Consider the following 14,463-nt stretch of genomic DNA (forward strand, 5'->3'; position numbering starts at 1 on the left):
AATCCCCGGACGGTGCCGGGGCGTTCAATGACATTGCGCGAATCAGAAGCTATAGCGATAGGCCAGTCGCCCATTGCGACCCGGCAAGGGATAGCCTCCCTTTTCCGAATAGAAGCGGTCGAACAGGTTGTCCACCAGCAGCGACACCGACTGATGACGATCGATGCGGTAGGAAGCGGACAGGTCGAAAACCGTGAACGGCTTGTAGGCGATGATGTTGCTGCTATTGCCGTTCCAGTCGTTATCGAAGAATTCCCCGACATAACGCATCCCCAGGCGGCCGCTCCAGGCCCCCTGCTGAACGTCGGCGGCGGCACGCAGGATGTTGTCCGGTACATTGCGGATAGTCGCCCTTCCGCCGCTCAGCTCTTCCTCCCGCTTGAAGTAGTGCGTGCCGGACACCGAGAGCGTGAGGAAGTCGGCAGCCTGCCAGCGGCCATTCCATTCCAGGCCTTCCATCTGGGCGGTATTGGCATTGGCGTAGGAGTAGTAGCGATTGCCGGCATCCTCGCCGATCTGGACGCGGGTGATCTTGTCCCTGACCTTGGTACGGAAGACAGTCAGATCGACGAACACGCCGCCGGATGACCACTCCAGGCCGAGATCCCAGGTCACGCTGGACTCCGGCTTCAAGCCGGCATTACCAGACAGGACATCGTTCTTGGGGGCCTTGACGGTGATCGCCGAACCCGTCAGCTCGCCTGCCGAGGGCGGCACGAAACCCTTGCCGGCCGTACCGTGCAGGCGCAGATCGCCGATCAGGCGCTGTTTGAACCCGATGCTGGGGTTGGTTGTCGAGAATTCGGCTTCACCCGGCTGGAAACTCGTGAGCAACGGGGTGGCAAAAGTTTTCGTCGTGATCTGATCGCGGCGCAGACCAACATCGATGGTCGTGTTCCCCTCGTTCAGGAAGAACGCGTTTTGCACGTAATAACCCAGCGACTCGCGCTGGTTGTTGGCGCTCGATGGCGCCTTGCGCGCGCCATTGGCCTGGTAGCTGCGAGTGGTCTGTCTGGCGGTTTCCTGATCGATGCCAATTACCGTCATCCCCCAGTCGCTCCAGGCCCATTGATCCTGAACCTGCCAGCCGCTGTACTCAAGCACCTCGTCAAAACTGCGGAAGGGCAGATATTTCTTGTCGGCTGCGGTCGTCGTGGTCTTGGTATACGACTCGTAAGACTGTTCGCCGCCAAAGGCACGCAGGCTCAGGCGGTGTGCCCCCAGGCGTCCGGTCAGCTTGAGGTCGTTGCCTTGGCGGTCCATGTCCTTGTTGCTCTGGGCGTTGGTGCCTTTGGAGAGATCGCCCGGAGTCGCGATATCACGGCCCCGGTAGAGGTCGCTGCTGAGTAGCAGGCGCCAGTCCTCGCTCAGATTGAAGCCGAGGCGCAAGGCGTGGTTCTGCTGGCTGTAGGCGGTATTCGGACGAACATTGCCGTCGCCCATCTTGAAGTCGTCGTTCTGATCGAAATAGGAGCCGCTGTAGTCGAAATCGAAGAAGCGCGACAAGGCTCCACCGACACTGCCACGGATTTCGCGAGTGTCGTAACTGCCATAGCCAACCTGGGCGAAGCCGCCCAGTTCGCCGCGTCGCTCGCGGGTGATCAGGTTGACCACGCCGCCCATGGCGGATGAGCCATAGAGTGCCGAGGCCGGCCCCTTCAGTACCTCGACCCGTTCGATGTTGTCCATGTTGACCAGGCTGAGATTGGTGGCCATCGCCGGCCGGCCATCGATCAACAACAGCGAACGCTTGTTGATGCCGGAGAATTCAGGACGGAAGCCGCGAATGCCAATGCCGGAGAGATTGCCGGGATACTGGATGACATCAACGCTGGTGTTCTTCTTGAGCAGATCCGTGAGCTCGCGTGCTGGCGTCCGCTCGATATCCTTCTTGGTAATGACCTCGATGCGCTGCGGCGTGTCTTCCAGACGTGCCTCGGCGCGACGCCCGGTGACGACCACCGTATCGAGTGTGTTGCCTTCGGCCAACGTGGCTTGCGGCATGAGCGCGGAAACTGCGCCAAACACCAGTGCGCCGGGAAGCCCCTTGATGGACTGATTTGACATCGTGATTCCCCCTTGTTGTCTTGTGATTTGTTGGGTTAAAAGAGCGCGAGGCATTTCCTACTGGCATGCCTCGCATTCGGGGTTGTCGATGGCGCAGAACTTGGGCTCCTCCTGTACCAACACGTCGTCACGTCCGCCGGCTTTCTCCGCCTGGCTGGCACCCAGCGTGCGCAGGTAGTAAGTCGTCTTCAGGCCGCGCTTCCAGGCCAGTTTGTAGAGTTCGTCGAGTTTCTTGCCGGAGGGCAGCGCCAGGTAGAGGTTGAGCGATTGCGCCTGGTCGATCCATTTCTGGCGGCGGGCGGCGGCTTCGACCAACCACACCGGGTCCATCTCGAAGGCTGTCGCGTAGCGCGCTTTCAGTTCTTCCGGCACGCGGTCGATGCGGGCCAGCGAGCCGTCGAAGTATTTGAGGTCGGCGACCATCACTTCGTCCCACAGGCCGAGCGCTTTCAGGTCGCGCACCAGGGCTTCGTTGACCACGGTGAACTCGCCGGAGAGGTTGGATTTGACGTAGAGGTTTTGATAGGCCGGCTCGATGCTGGCCGAGACGCCGACGATGTTGGAGATGGTGGCGGTAGGTGCAATAGCGACGCAGTTTGAGTTGCGCATGCCATGGGTGGCGATGCGCAGGCGCAGAGCCGCCCAGTCGAGGCGGGCGCTGCTGTCGACCTCGACGGCCTCCCCTCGCCCGGCTTCGAGCAGGCCGATGGAATCGAGCGGCAGGATGCCCTGGTCCCACAGGCTGCCGGTAAAACTGGAATAACGGCCGCGTTCGCTGGCCAGCTCGGTGGAAGCCCAATAGGCGTGGAAGCAGACGGCTTCCATGCTGCGGTCGGCGAATTCGATGGCGTCCGCCGAGGCGTAGGCCAGGCCGAGCTCATATAGGCAATCGGCAAAGCCCATGATGCCGAGGCCGACCGGGCGGTGGCGCAGATTGGCGTTGCGCGCCTTGGGCGTGGCGTAGAAGTTGATATCGACCACGTTGTCGAGCATGCGCATGGCCGTCTGGATGGTGCGGGCCAGCTTGGCCTGGTCGAGTGCGCCGTCCTTGAGGTGGGCCAGCAGGTTGACTGAGCCGAGGTTGCAGACGGCGGTTTCTTCGTCGGAGGTGTTCAGCGTAATCTCGGTGCACAGGTTGGAGCTATGAACGACGCCGACGTGCTGCTGCGGCGAGCGCAGGTTGCAGGCGTCCTTGAAGGTGATCCACGGATGCCCGGTCTCGAACAGCATGGTCAGCATCTTGCGCCACAGCTGCACGGCCGACACCTTCTTGTGCAGGCGGATCTCGCCGGCGGCGGCCCTGGCCTCGTAGGCTTCGTAGGCGGCGGCGAAATCGGCGCCGAACTTGTCGTGCAGATCGGGCACGTCGGAAGGCGAAAAGAGCGTCCATTCGCCGCCGGCCTGCACGCGCTGCATGAAGAGGTCGGGAATCCAGTTGGCGGTGTTCATGTCGTGCGTGCGGCGGCGCTCGTCGCCGGTGTTCTTGCGCAGATCGAGGAATTCCTCGATGTCGAGGTGCCAGGTTTCGAGGTAGGCGCAGACCGCGCCCTTGCGCTTGCCGCCCTGGTTCACCGCCACCGCCGTGTCGTTGACCACCTTGAGGAAGGGAATGACGCCCTGGCTCTGCCCGTTGGTGCCCTTGATGCGGCTGCCCAGCGCGCGCACCGGCGTCCAGTCATTGCCCAGGCCGCCGGCGTATTTCTGCAGCAGCGCGTTTTCCTTGACCGCCTGGTAGATGCCGTCGAGGTCGTCGGCCACCGTCGTCAGGTAGCACGACGACAACTGCGAGTGCAGCGTGCCGCTGTTGAACAGCGTCGGCGTCGAGCACATGAAATCGAAGCTGGAGATCAGGTCGTAGAACGCGATGGCACGGGCTTCGCGGTCAATCTCGTTGAGCGCCAGGCCCATGGCGACACGCATGAAGAAGATTTGCGGCAACTCGATGCGGCGACCGTCGATGTGCAGGAAGTAGCGGTCGTACAGGGTTTGCAGGCCGAGGTAGCCGAACAGGTGATCGCGCTCCGGCTTGAGTGCGGCGGCCAGGCGGTCGAGGTCATAGTCCTTCAGGCGCGGGTCGAGCAGCTCGGCGGCGATGCCCTGAGCGATGAATGTCGGCAAATAGTCGCGGACCACCGCAGCAGTGGCGTCCGGCTCCACCGGCTGGCCAATGGCTTCGTCCATCAGGCTAGCGAGCAACAGGCGGGCGGTAGCGTAGTTGTAGCCCGGCTCGCGTTCGATCAGCGTGCGCGCGGCGAGGATCAGCGCCTGCCTGACCTCGGCCAGGGCGACACCGTCGTAGAGGTTCTTCAGCGCATGGTCGAGGATGCTACGGGCCGACACGCCCTCGCCCAGCCCGGCGCAGGCCGCTTCGCAGGTTTTCAGCAAGGCGGCGACGTCGAGCGGGCGACGCTCGCCGTCGACCGTCACATGCAGCGCCGGCACGCCCTGCACTTCCGCCTGCGCGGCTCGCTCGGCGGCGCGGCGTTCGCGGTAAAGCACGTAGGCGCGGGCGACGTCGTGTTCGCCGGCGCGCATCAAGGCCAGTTCGACCTGATCCTGGATGTCCTCGATATGCACGGTGCCGCCATCCGGCAGGCGGCGGGTCAGAGAGCGGACGACAGTGTCGGTCAGCCGGGCGACGACTTCGCGCACCCGCGACGACACGGCGCTCTGGCTGCCCTCGACGGCGAGAAAGGCCTTGGTCAGGGCGACCGAAATCTTCTCCGGATGGAAGGCGACAACGGCACCATTGCGGCGGATGACTTGCAGGGCGGCAAGCGCCGTTTCGCTGGCCGAATAATCGGAAATGCGGGCTAGGACGTTCGAGGACACGACGACTCTCCGGGATGAGGGGCGGAGAATCGAAAGAGCGTGCCGGACGCAGGACGAACGCCGGCGCGGGCCAGGCCCGAGACGGCAAACGACGCACGAACAAAGACGAGCAGCAACACGCAAAAACCTTTCGTCAGGGACACCCCGCCCCATCGTTGGTTGGAAGGACGTTGCGGCAGGTCTCCTGGCTCTCGGCTCAGCGCGTTTCGTCCGCCTTCCCGGTAAGAACCAGTGGCTAGAATGGCGAAACGCTCGCCGATGACAGTTGCGGGGGCAGCCCCGGATTTCAGACCTTACGGCCCGGCACCGGATTCCCTTTTAATCCCCTGACGGGGAACCATCAACTTTTTCAGACTACCGTTCGTTGCGGGTCGGTGTCAACAAGAACACTACCGGTAGTAGTCAAATAATTGTTATGCACTAGCGGCAGTATCCAGTCGCCCAAACAGCGCTTTGCGAACCACTTGAAAAATCCCTCTGTCACAAATAATAACAATTCCCATTTGCAAATAAGCAAAAACCCCTTATGATGAGAAACATTCTCATCTACAGGAGGTGCCATGAACAGCCTGATCGCCCATGTTTCAATTGCCGCCCTGCTCCTCGGCACGGCGCTTCTGACAGCCTTTCCGTTTTGAAAGGAGGCACCATGCCATCCCGCGAAATCTGGGCCGGCGCCCTGAGCCTTCTCCTGCTGCACGAGGAAACCGGCTGCGCCCACTCGGCCCACAACGCCGCCCGCCTGCTCGACCAAATCTGCGATGCGGACGATGTCGACGACGACACCCGCAAGCTCTGCGAACGCGCCAGCGCCCGCCTGTCCTGCCAGGAGAGCCGCCATGCTTGCCCCGCTTAAGGATCGCAGCGTCCTCGCCCGATCAGGCGAAGACGATGACCCGGAAGAAGATACGGAAACCATGTTGCGCAATGCCCTTCGCGAAGCCCGCCAGGCCCTGCGGCGTGCAGCCACCCGAGGCGTTCGCCAGACCGTGGCGCTGACCAACGACATCAATCGCCTGAGCGAAGAAAACCGGCAATTGCGCCAGCGCCTGGAAGAACTCGAGAACGGCCAGAGCATCGTCGCCCTCGGCCAGCAATTGATGGCCTTGCGTGCCGAAAACGACGCCTTGATCGCCGCCGCCCGCCGGGTCTGCGACCTCAACCACGGCCTGCGTACCGCCCATGGCGAATGCGAGCGCCTGAGGGCGGCGCGAGAACAAGCACTCGACCATCTGCAAACCGGCATCTTCCAAAACGCCCACGCCTGATATCCCCAGCCAGCCCCCCGGGAAACCCGGTCAGCCAGCCAATCGCCCTCACTGGAGCCTGACCATGCTCGATCATCCCTTTCATGTTGCCGGTGGCCTGTTCATCGCCAAAAAAGCCCTCGGCCCAGAAATTGACGCCAGCTTCCTGAAGCGTCCGCAGGCCGAATTGCCGGAAACGGCGAGTTCGTCGCGTCGCCGCCGCCTATGGGAAATTCCCCATAAATTCCACTGCCCGGTCATCGGCACCTGCTTCGCGGTGAATGAGCTGCGCCCCCTGATGCACAAGGTCATGCATCTGCCCCGCGACACCAGCGACTTCGTTCTGCACACAACCGCCGTCGGTGCCTGCGAGACCCGCACGGCGCTCGCCGGGCTGTTGCACAAGACGCTGGAAAAACGCTACGCCTTGATCGTTCGCCGCTTCGCCGCCAGCAAAACGGCGGAAGGCGTGCGCCGCCATTGGCAGGAAGCCGTCGCCAGCGGCATGGAGCTGCCCGGCGCCCTGTGGGCGGCGTGGACGCACCCGGCCTGCGACAGCCTGCTGGAGCACGAAATCTACGGCGACATCCACATGATCCAGCACCAGGTCGGCACTGGCACGCGAACCGATCTCAAGACACTACAGGCGCTGCGCGCGGAAAATGCCGAGCTGCGCCGCCAGGTCGACAGCCTACGCCAGGATGCCGAAGCGGCGCGCAACGAAAAGGCCGGCGAGACCCGCGCGCTGGGCGAGCGCCTGACCGAATTGCGCGCCGAGCAGGCCGGGCGGGATGCCTGTATCGCCCGTCTGTCGGCCGATCTGGCCAAGCTGCGCGACAGTGTTCCCGAACTGCGCCAACGCCAAGCCCTGGCACGCCGCGCCGAGGATGCCGAGGCCCGGGCCAGCGCGCTCGTCGCCCAATGCCGCGAACAGGCGGAAACGCTGGAACGCCTGCGCCGCCGGCTCGACGAACTCGAAAACAGCGGCCGCACCGCCGATACTGTGGCAACGCAACCTGCAAATGCCGACCTGTCACGCGAAAACGCCGCCGAATCCCTCTACGGCAAGTGCGTACTGTGCGTCGGCGGTCGTTCTGGCGCCATGGATGCCTACCGCGATGCGGTCGAGCGGCAGGGCGGGCGTTTCCTGCACCACGACGGCGGGCTGGAAGAAAGCCTGCACCGCATCGACGGCGTGCTGGCGGCAGCCGACCTGGTCATCTGCCAGGCCGGTTGCATCAGCCACAACGCCTATTGGCGCGTGAAGGAGCAATGCAAGCGGACCGGCAAGCCCTGCCTCTTCGTCAAACGCGGCGGCGTCTCCAGTTTCGGGCGGATTCTCGCTGATCTGTGCGGCGAAGAAACCGCAGACGCCGCTAGCGACTGAGCATCAGTGCGCCAACAGCTGCATAGCAAGTGCACAAATGCCCAATTGCTTGTTGACAATAATTCTCATTACTTAAATAATACGAACCATTCTCGTTTGTCTTTACATCATGAATAGCCAGCCCAAACCGCCCGCCCAGAACTTGGCCAACGCACCAGACGCCCAACGCCCGCGCATCGATAGCGGAACGCTCATGCGTGGTGCCCCGACTGTCGAGATCGAACACGCCGGCCAGCGTTACCTGCTGCGTGTCACCCGTGAAAACAAGCTGATCCTGACCAAATAATTTTCCTCCGTTGTAAACCTCTCGTTCCCATAGCCAGCAAGCCGCGCGCCAGCGAGCCAAGGGTTTTTTGCAGTGCTCTGGGGCGACTCTCGAGTCCGAACACATGAGTTACGCCCTCTCCCGTCCCACCACAGCCCGCCGCAGCGGCCTTCTCGGGATCGTTATCGGCACCCACATCGGAATCATCCTTATCGTCATGGCCAGCAAGACGGTCGTACCGCAGATCATGGAAATGCCGCTGATCGTCGACCTGATCCAGCCGGCTCAGGAAAAACCGCCGGAAGCCAAGCCGCTGCCGGTCGTCAAGCCGCAACCGGTACGCCAGCAACCAACGCCCCAAAAGCACGTTCCCGTCGTCGAAGCCACGCAAAGCACCCTGCCCGCTCCCGCCGCCCCCGTGGCGACGCCGCCCGAGGTCAAGCCGGCGCCCCCCGCCCCGCCCGCCCCCGAGCCGGTCGTCCAGGCCCGTTTCGATGCCGACTACCTCAAGAACCCGGCCCCGCCCTACCCGCCGCTTTCCCGCCGCATGGGCGAAGAAGGCAAGGTCATCCTGCGCGTCTCGGTCACCCCGGCCGGCACGGCCGAAAGCGTCGAGATCAAGACCTCATCCGGCAGCCAGCGCCTCGATGAGTCGGCACAAAAGACCGTCCGCACCTGGAAGTTCATCCCCGCCAAGCGCGGCAGCGAAGCCGTCCAGAGCTTCGTCCTCGTCCCGATCATTTTCAAATTGGAGCAATAAACATGCAGGAAACCGTACCAAACGCCTTCGGCTTTGCCCACCTGTGGGCGTCGGGCGACCTCGTCTCGCATAGCGTCGCCTACATCCTGGCCGCCATGTCGATCGCCAGCTGGTACCTGATCCTGGCCAAGGCCTGGGACTGGTATCGCACCCGCCGCGCTGCCAGCGCAGTGGCCGGCTTCTGGGCCGCCACCAGCGTCAGCGAAGGCATCGAAAAGCTGCGCCAGGGCGGTGAAGACAGCCCCTACGCCCAGCTCGCCGAGCAGGCCAATTGCTGCAACCACGAATGCGAGGCCGTCACCGGCCGCCTGGCTTCCCGCTTCGATCCGGCCGAGCAGATGGAACGCGCCCTGCGCCAGCAGCTGTCCACCACCCAGGCCGGCATGGAAAACGGCCTCACCCTGCTTGCCACGACCGGCGCCACCGCGCCCTTCGTCGGCCTGTTCGGCACCGTCTGGGGCATCTATCACGCGCTGGTCGCCATCGGCATTTCCGGCCAGGCTGCGCTGGAAAAGGTCGCCGGCCCGGTCGGCGAGGCGCTGATCATGACCGCCGCCGGCCTCGCCGTCGCCCTGCCCGCCGTCTTCGCCTACAACGCCTTCACCCGCGCCAACCGCGTCGTGCTGGCCGATCTCGACGCCTTTGCTCACGATCTGCACGCCTTCTTCACCGTCGGCAAGCCTTTCGTCGCCAACAGTGCCCAGATCCACCCGATGCGCGCCCGCGCCGCCACGGGGGCCGCATAACATGGCCATGGGCTCGTTCAATTCGAGCGGCAGCCAGATGCCGACGGCCGAAATCAACATGACGCCGCTGGTCGACGTGATGTTGGTGCTGTTGATCATCTTCATCATCACCGCCCCGCTGCTCACCCATTCGGTCAAGGTCGACCTGCCGCGCGCCGCCAGCACGCCGACGCCGGACAAGCCGATGACGCTGCAAGTGTCGATCACCGGCGAAAACATCATCTACGTCGGCAACGCAACCATCGACCGCAACGGCCTGGAGCAGAAATTCCGCGAAGCCGTTGCCCAGGACGCCAACGTCGAGATGCATCTGAAAGCCGATCGCAATACGCGCTACGAAACCGTCGCTGAAACCATGAGCGCCGCCCGTCGCGCCGGCCTGACCAAGATCGGTTTCATCACCCAACCCGGTAGCGAGTAGCACCAACGCGATTCATTCAACCATTTTCAACAACACCAACACCTCCTGCCGCCTCGTCCGCCGCGACAGGCAACAAGGCAGGGGAATTCAGGGAGTCCAATCATGCAACGCATCAGCAAACTCTTTGCCGGCCTCGCGCTGGCCGCCACCCTCTCCGCACCGGCCCTGGCCATCGAATACCCGATCGGCGTGCCGCAGCAGCGTGCCGGCATGGAAATCGCCGCCGTCTACCTGCAGCCGGTCGAAATGGAGCCGGAAGGCCACATGCGCAAGGCGTCGGAATCCGATATCCACCTCGAAGCCGACATCCACGCCCTGGCCAACAACCCCAACGGTTTCGAGGAAGGTTCCTGGATTCCCTACCTTGTGGTCAAGTTTGAAGTCAGCAAGATCGGCAGCGACTACAAGGTCGCCGGCGAATTCATGCCCATGGTCGCCAACGACGGCCCGCACTACGGCGATAACGTGAAGCTGGCCGGTCCCGGCAAGTACAAGGTGAAGTACAACGTGCTGCCGCCGTCGGCCAACCCGCACGCCCATTTCGGCCGCCACACCGACCGCGCCACCGGCGTTCGCCCGTGGTTCAAGCCGATCGAAGTCGAATACGAATTCACCTACGTCGGTATCGGCAAGAAGGGCGGGTACTAAGCCATGCGGCTCGCCAAATTGACTGCCGCGCTCGTCGCGGCGGGGCTGGCCATGCCCGCACTGGCCGGCCCGAGCGAAGCGGCGCTGCTGGAAAAGCTGGCCGCCCGCCTGGAAAAGCTCGAGTCCCGCAATGCCGAGCTGGAAAAGGAAGTGCTGGCATTGAAGGGCGAAAACGCCAAGGTCGCCCAGGCGCTGGACAACCCCCGCCTGTCGGAGGACGAGCCCGAACTGACGGTACGCCTGAAGGGGGTGGAAAAAGACCAGCTGAACATGCGGAAGGCCCAGAAAATCGCCGAAGGCCTCGAAGGCATCAAGGTCGGCGCTTCGCTGGCCACCGTCGGCCAAAAGGTCTTCGGGCTGCCGGACAGCATCGAGAACGGCGCCAGCCAGCTGAATTACCGGGCCGACATCTCGATCGAGCTGCCGCTGAAGCCGGTCGGCGACATTGAACACAAGCTGTTCGCCCACCTGCGCATGGGCCAGGGCCTCGGCCTCAACGCCCCGTTCTCGAATCTCGGCCTATTCGCCAACACGCCGAACGCCCTCGCCTTCCGCGCTTCCGGCGCCAGCCCGGATGACTCGGTGACCATCCTCGGCCAGGCCTGGTACCAGGCGGCCATCCCGCTGCCTTTCCTCGGCTTCAAGCCTTACTCGCGGGAAACGCTGGAGCTGACCTTCGGCAAGATGGACATCTTCGGCTTCTTCGACCAGAACAAGGGCGCCGGCGACGAATCCCGGCAATTCCTGAACTCCGTTTTCCTGCACAACCCGCTGCTCGATGCCGGCCGCGAAGTCGGCGTCGATGCCAACGGCTTCCAGCCGGGCTTTGTCGCCTCGTACCTGAACTGGTTCGACAAGCCGCAACCATGGCGCGTGTCGTTCGGCGTTTTCGGCGCCGGCAGCAAGGGGGCCAACTACCAGCACAGCTTGTCGTCGCCGCTGCTCATGGCGCAGGTGGAAAAACAACTGCGTTTCGACGGCCTGCCCGGCAACTATCGCCTGTACGGTTGGAACCGCAGCCAGGGTATCGACTACACCGGCGAAACAGCTCGCCATACCGGTATCGGCGCCTCCATCGACCAGCGCATCGGCGACGGCGTCACCGTCTTCGCCCGCTACGGCAAGATGATCAAGGGCGAGCTGCCCTTCAACCAGACGGCCACGGTCGGCGCCGAATTCTCGGGCCTGTACTGGAACCGAGGCGCCGACGCCATCGGTATCGCCGCCGCCTGGCTGCAATCGGGCAAGGCCTACCGGACCACCACGCAATCGGCCTGGCTGGACGACGCCAGGAGCCAGCTGGCCTACGCCTTCACGCCGCAGGGCGCGGAAAAGGTCACGGAAATCTACTACCGCTACCGCCTGTCGCCGCAATTCGAACTGTCGCCGGACTTCCAGTACGTGACCAACGGCGGCGGCAACGCCGATGCCAAGTCGGTCAAGGTCTTCGCCGTGCGCGCCAACATCGCCTACTGAGGAACGCCATGAAACACGCTCTCCATTCCGCCGCGCTCGCCCTGCTGCTCGCAGCCGGCTGCGCCTTCGCCGACGACATGCCGACCTTCAAGGTGTTGATGAAGAACGGCCACATCATTCCCGAAGCCGTCGAAGTCCCCGCCGGCACCCGCTTTCGCCTGGAAGTGAAGAACGAAGGACCGGGCGCGGCGGAATTCGAGAGCCTGGAACTGAAGAAGGAACTGGTGCTCGCCCCCGGTGTCACCCGGACCATGGTCTTCTTCCCGCTCAAACCGGGCACCTACAAGTTCTTCGACGACTTCCACCCGGAAACCGGGCAGGCCCGCATCGTCGCCAAATAAACCTTCCGCAGCCAGCCATATAAAAGCCGTGGTCTCCCTCGTAACCGACCACCAAGCCAGCAAGTACGGAGCACAGCATGGGTAACGCATTTTTTGTCGTCTGGCGGGAAAGCCTCGAAGCTTTCCTGATCGCCGGCATTCTCTTCGCCTGGTTGCAGGCCAACGACGATACGGGCAAGGGCAAGCGTGCCCTGTTCCTCGGGCTGGGGGCCGGCGTCGGCCTGGCCTGCCTGCTCGGCTGGGCGCTGCTCGGCGTGCAGGATGAATTGACCGGCGAAGCGCTGGACCTGTTCCAGACCGCGACGCTGTTCGTCGCCGCCGGCCTGATCACCCAGATGGTGCTGTGGATGCGCAAGCACGGCCGGACCATGAAAGCCCGCCTGCATGCCGACCTCGCCGCCGCCGCCGAGAAATCCGGCCACCTCGGCGTCGCCGTCGTCGCCGCGCTGGCGGTGGCCCGCGAAGGCGCCGAGACGGTCATCTTCCTGTACGGCCTGGCCCAGGGCGGCGAACTGAGCGCGCTCGCCTTCGGCACCGTCACCGGCCTGGCCGTCGCCGCGCTGACCGCCTGGATTACCGCGAAAAGCCTGGCCAAGCTGAACATCGCCCTGCTGCTGCGCCTGTCGTCCATCCTGCTGCTGGTGCTGGCCTCGGCGCTGCTCGTCGCCGCCCTCGACCGCCTGATCGGCGCCGGCTACCTGCCGCCGCTGCTCGACCCGGTGTGGGATACCTCGCGGCTGCTCGACGACACCACCAAGGGCGGTAAGCTGATCGCCGACTTTTCCGGCTACCGCGCCCGTCCGCCGCTATCCGAATTGCTGATCTGGGCAACCTACTGGGGCGTCGTGCTGTTCGCCTGGCGGAGGACTTCCCGTGGCTGAACATGTCCTGACCTTCCACCCGAACCGGCCGCGCAGCCGGCTGCAAGCCCTCGGCCTGTGGCTGCGCCAGCATCGCAAACCGATCATCGCCATGCAGTGGCTGGTCGTCGTGGTCTATGCCGGGCTGGTCGTCATTCCCAGCTTCCTCCCGCTGCCGCCGGAAGACGCCCACATCTGGGACAACCTGCGCCTGTTCGCCCAGTTCTGCTTCTGGGGCCTGTGGTGGCCCGGCGTGATGATCGCCACGGTGACCATGGGCCGCGTCTGGTGCGGCCTGTTCTGCCCCGAGGGCTTCATCTCCGAATGGATCAGCAAGTATGGCCGCGGCAAGGCGCTGCCCGGCTGGCTGAAGTGGGCCGGCTGGCCCTTCGTCGCCTTCATCTGCACCACCGTCTACGGCCAGCTGGTCAGCGTATACGAATACCCGCAGGCCGCCCTGCTGGTCTTGGGCGGCTCGACCGTCGCCGCCGTCGTCATCGGCCTGCTCTACGGCCGCGAGAAGCGGATCTGGTGCCGCTACCTGTGCCCGGCCTCTGGCGTTTTCGCCGTGCTGGCCAAGATCGCCCCGGTGCACTACAAGGTCGACCGCGCCGCGTGGGATCGCTACGCAGGCGAATACCAGCCGGTCAATTGCGCGCCCCTGGTCGACATCCGGCGCATGACCAGCGCCGGCGAATGCCACAGCTGCGGCCGCTGCGCCGGCCAGCGCGACGCCATCGCCCTGTCCTGGCGCTCGCCGTTCGCGGAAGTACTCGACTTCAACAACCCGGCCAAGACGCCGGACGTGCTGACCCTGGTCTACGGCGTGCTCGGCGTCGCCACCGCCGCTTTCCAGTGGACGGTCAGCCCGTGGTTCCTGCACATGAAGCTGGCCATCGCCGAATGGCTGGTCGAGCGCGAGCAGTTCGCCCTGCTCGACAACGACGTACCGTGGTGGCTGCTCACCCACTACCCGGAAGCCAACGACCTGTTCACCTGGCTCGACGGCGCGCTGATCCTGACTTACCTGATCGGCGGCGGCTTCCTGCTCGGCAGCCTGCTTCTCGTCGGCCCGGCCATCGCCTCCCGCCTGCTCAAGAACGAGCACCTGAGCTGGCAGCGCTTCGCCCTCGCCCTGGCACCGATGGCCGCCGCCAGCGTCATCCTCGGCCTGTCGATGCTCACCGTCACCCACCTCAAGGCGGAACACCTGTGGCTCGGCTGGCTGCCCGCCTTCCGCATCGCCCTGCTCGGCCTGGGTTCCGCCGGTACGCTGTGGCTGGCGTTGCAGCTAGTGCGGCGTTCTTCGGCTGGCCTGCCCGGCAAAGGCGTTGCCTGTGTTGCCATGACCCTGCCCGTGGCCTTGATGGTCACGCTGTGGAGCCTGGTCTTCTTCATCTGGTAAGCAACAGG

The 14,463-nt window shown here is 64.1% G+C and carries 14 protein-coding genes and 1 riboswitch; of the genes, 12 read left to right on the top strand and 2 right to left on the bottom strand.

Features of this window, described 5'->3' with window-relative positions:
- Positions 1-42 precede the first annotated feature (42 nt).
- The gene (locus AB6Q56_RS10565; RefSeq protein ID WP_434517001.1) at positions 43-2,067 is read right to left on the bottom strand and encodes a TonB-dependent receptor plug domain-containing protein; all 2,025 of its coding nucleotides are present in this window, start codon (positions 2,065-2,067) and stop codon (positions 43-45) included.
- A 57-nt stretch (positions 2,068-2,124) separates the two neighbouring features.
- Entirely contained in the window at positions 2,125-4,899 is a 2,775-nt protein-coding gene (locus AB6Q56_RS10570; RefSeq protein ID WP_434517002.1) for a ribonucleoside-diphosphate reductase subunit alpha, read from the bottom strand.
- A 157-nt stretch (positions 4,900-5,056) separates the two neighbouring features.
- A riboswitch (cobalamin riboswitch) is annotated at positions 5,057-5,256 on the bottom strand.
- A gap of 292 nt (positions 5,257-5,548) precedes the next feature.
- On the opposite strand from AB6Q56_RS10570, the gene AB6Q56_RS10575 reads away from it, so the two are divergent.
- The 12 genes from AB6Q56_RS10575 to AB6Q56_RS10630 all read left to right on the top strand — a co-directional run bounded on the left by AB6Q56_RS10575 (position 5,549) and on the right by AB6Q56_RS10630 (position 14,455).
- Complete coding sequence (locus AB6Q56_RS10575; protein WP_434517003.1) at positions 5,549-5,755, top strand: hypothetical protein; 207 nt, start codon at positions 5,549-5,551, stop codon at positions 5,753-5,755.
- Complete coding sequence (locus tag AB6Q56_RS10580; RefSeq protein WP_434517004.1) at positions 5,739-6,167, top strand: hypothetical protein; 429 nt, start codon at positions 5,739-5,741, stop codon at positions 6,165-6,167. The genes AB6Q56_RS10575 and AB6Q56_RS10580 overlap by 17 nt, the downstream gene beginning before the upstream one ends.
- A gap of 64 nt (positions 6,168-6,231) precedes the next feature.
- Positions 6,232-7,533, top strand: a complete 1,302-nt coding sequence (locus AB6Q56_RS10585) for a DUF2325 domain-containing protein (RefSeq protein WP_434517005.1) — start codon at positions 6,232-6,234, stop codon at positions 7,531-7,533.
- Between the two features lie 109 nt (positions 7,534-7,642).
- Positions 7,643-7,819, top strand: a complete 177-nt coding sequence (hemP, locus tag AB6Q56_RS10590) for a hemin uptake protein HemP (protein ID WP_434517006.1) — start codon at positions 7,643-7,645, stop codon at positions 7,817-7,819.
- A 103-nt stretch (positions 7,820-7,922) separates the two neighbouring features.
- Positions 7,923-8,558 (top strand): TonB family protein, encoded by a 636-nt coding sequence (locus tag AB6Q56_RS10595; protein WP_434517007.1) that lies wholly within the window; start codon positions 7,923-7,925, stop codon positions 8,556-8,558.
- A 2-nt stretch (positions 8,559-8,560) separates the two neighbouring features.
- Positions 8,561-9,304, top strand: a complete 744-nt coding sequence (locus tag AB6Q56_RS10600; protein WP_434517008.1) for a MotA/TolQ/ExbB proton channel family protein — start codon at positions 8,561-8,563, stop codon at positions 9,302-9,304.
- Position 9,305: 1 nt separating this feature from the next.
- A complete protein-coding gene (locus AB6Q56_RS10605) occupies positions 9,306-9,725 on the top strand; it encodes an ExbD/TolR family protein (RefSeq protein WP_434517009.1) in 420 nt (139 codons plus the stop codon).
- A 102-nt stretch (positions 9,726-9,827) separates the two neighbouring features.
- Complete coding sequence (locus tag AB6Q56_RS10610; RefSeq protein WP_434517010.1) at positions 9,828-10,373, top strand: iron transporter; 546 nt, start codon at positions 9,828-9,830, stop codon at positions 10,371-10,373.
- Between the two features lie 3 nt (positions 10,374-10,376).
- Entirely contained in the window at positions 10,377-11,849 is a 1,473-nt protein-coding gene (locus AB6Q56_RS10615; protein WP_434517011.1) for a carbohydrate porin, read from the top strand.
- A gap of 8 nt (positions 11,850-11,857) precedes the next feature.
- The gene (locus AB6Q56_RS10620) at positions 11,858-12,190 is read left to right on the top strand and encodes a cupredoxin domain-containing protein (RefSeq protein WP_434517012.1); all 333 of its coding nucleotides are present in this window, start codon (positions 11,858-11,860) and stop codon (positions 12,188-12,190) included.
- 77 nt (positions 12,191-12,267) lie between these two features.
- Positions 12,268-13,071: an FTR1 family iron permease gene (locus AB6Q56_RS10625; protein WP_434517013.1), complete on the top strand. Its 804-nt coding sequence runs from the start codon at positions 12,268-12,270 to the stop codon at positions 13,069-13,071.
- A complete protein-coding gene (locus AB6Q56_RS10630) occupies positions 13,064-14,455 on the top strand; it encodes a 4Fe-4S binding protein (protein WP_434517014.1) in 1,392 nt (463 codons plus the stop codon). Before AB6Q56_RS10625 ends, AB6Q56_RS10630 begins: the two co-directional genes overlap by 8 nt.
- Positions 14,456-14,463: the final 8 nt, after the last annotated feature.

The sequence above is a fragment of the Dechloromonas sp. ARDL1 genome (genome assembly GCF_051122455.1).
In the GTDB taxonomy this organism is placed as follows: domain Bacteria; phylum Pseudomonadota; class Gammaproteobacteria; order Burkholderiales; family Rhodocyclaceae; genus Azonexus.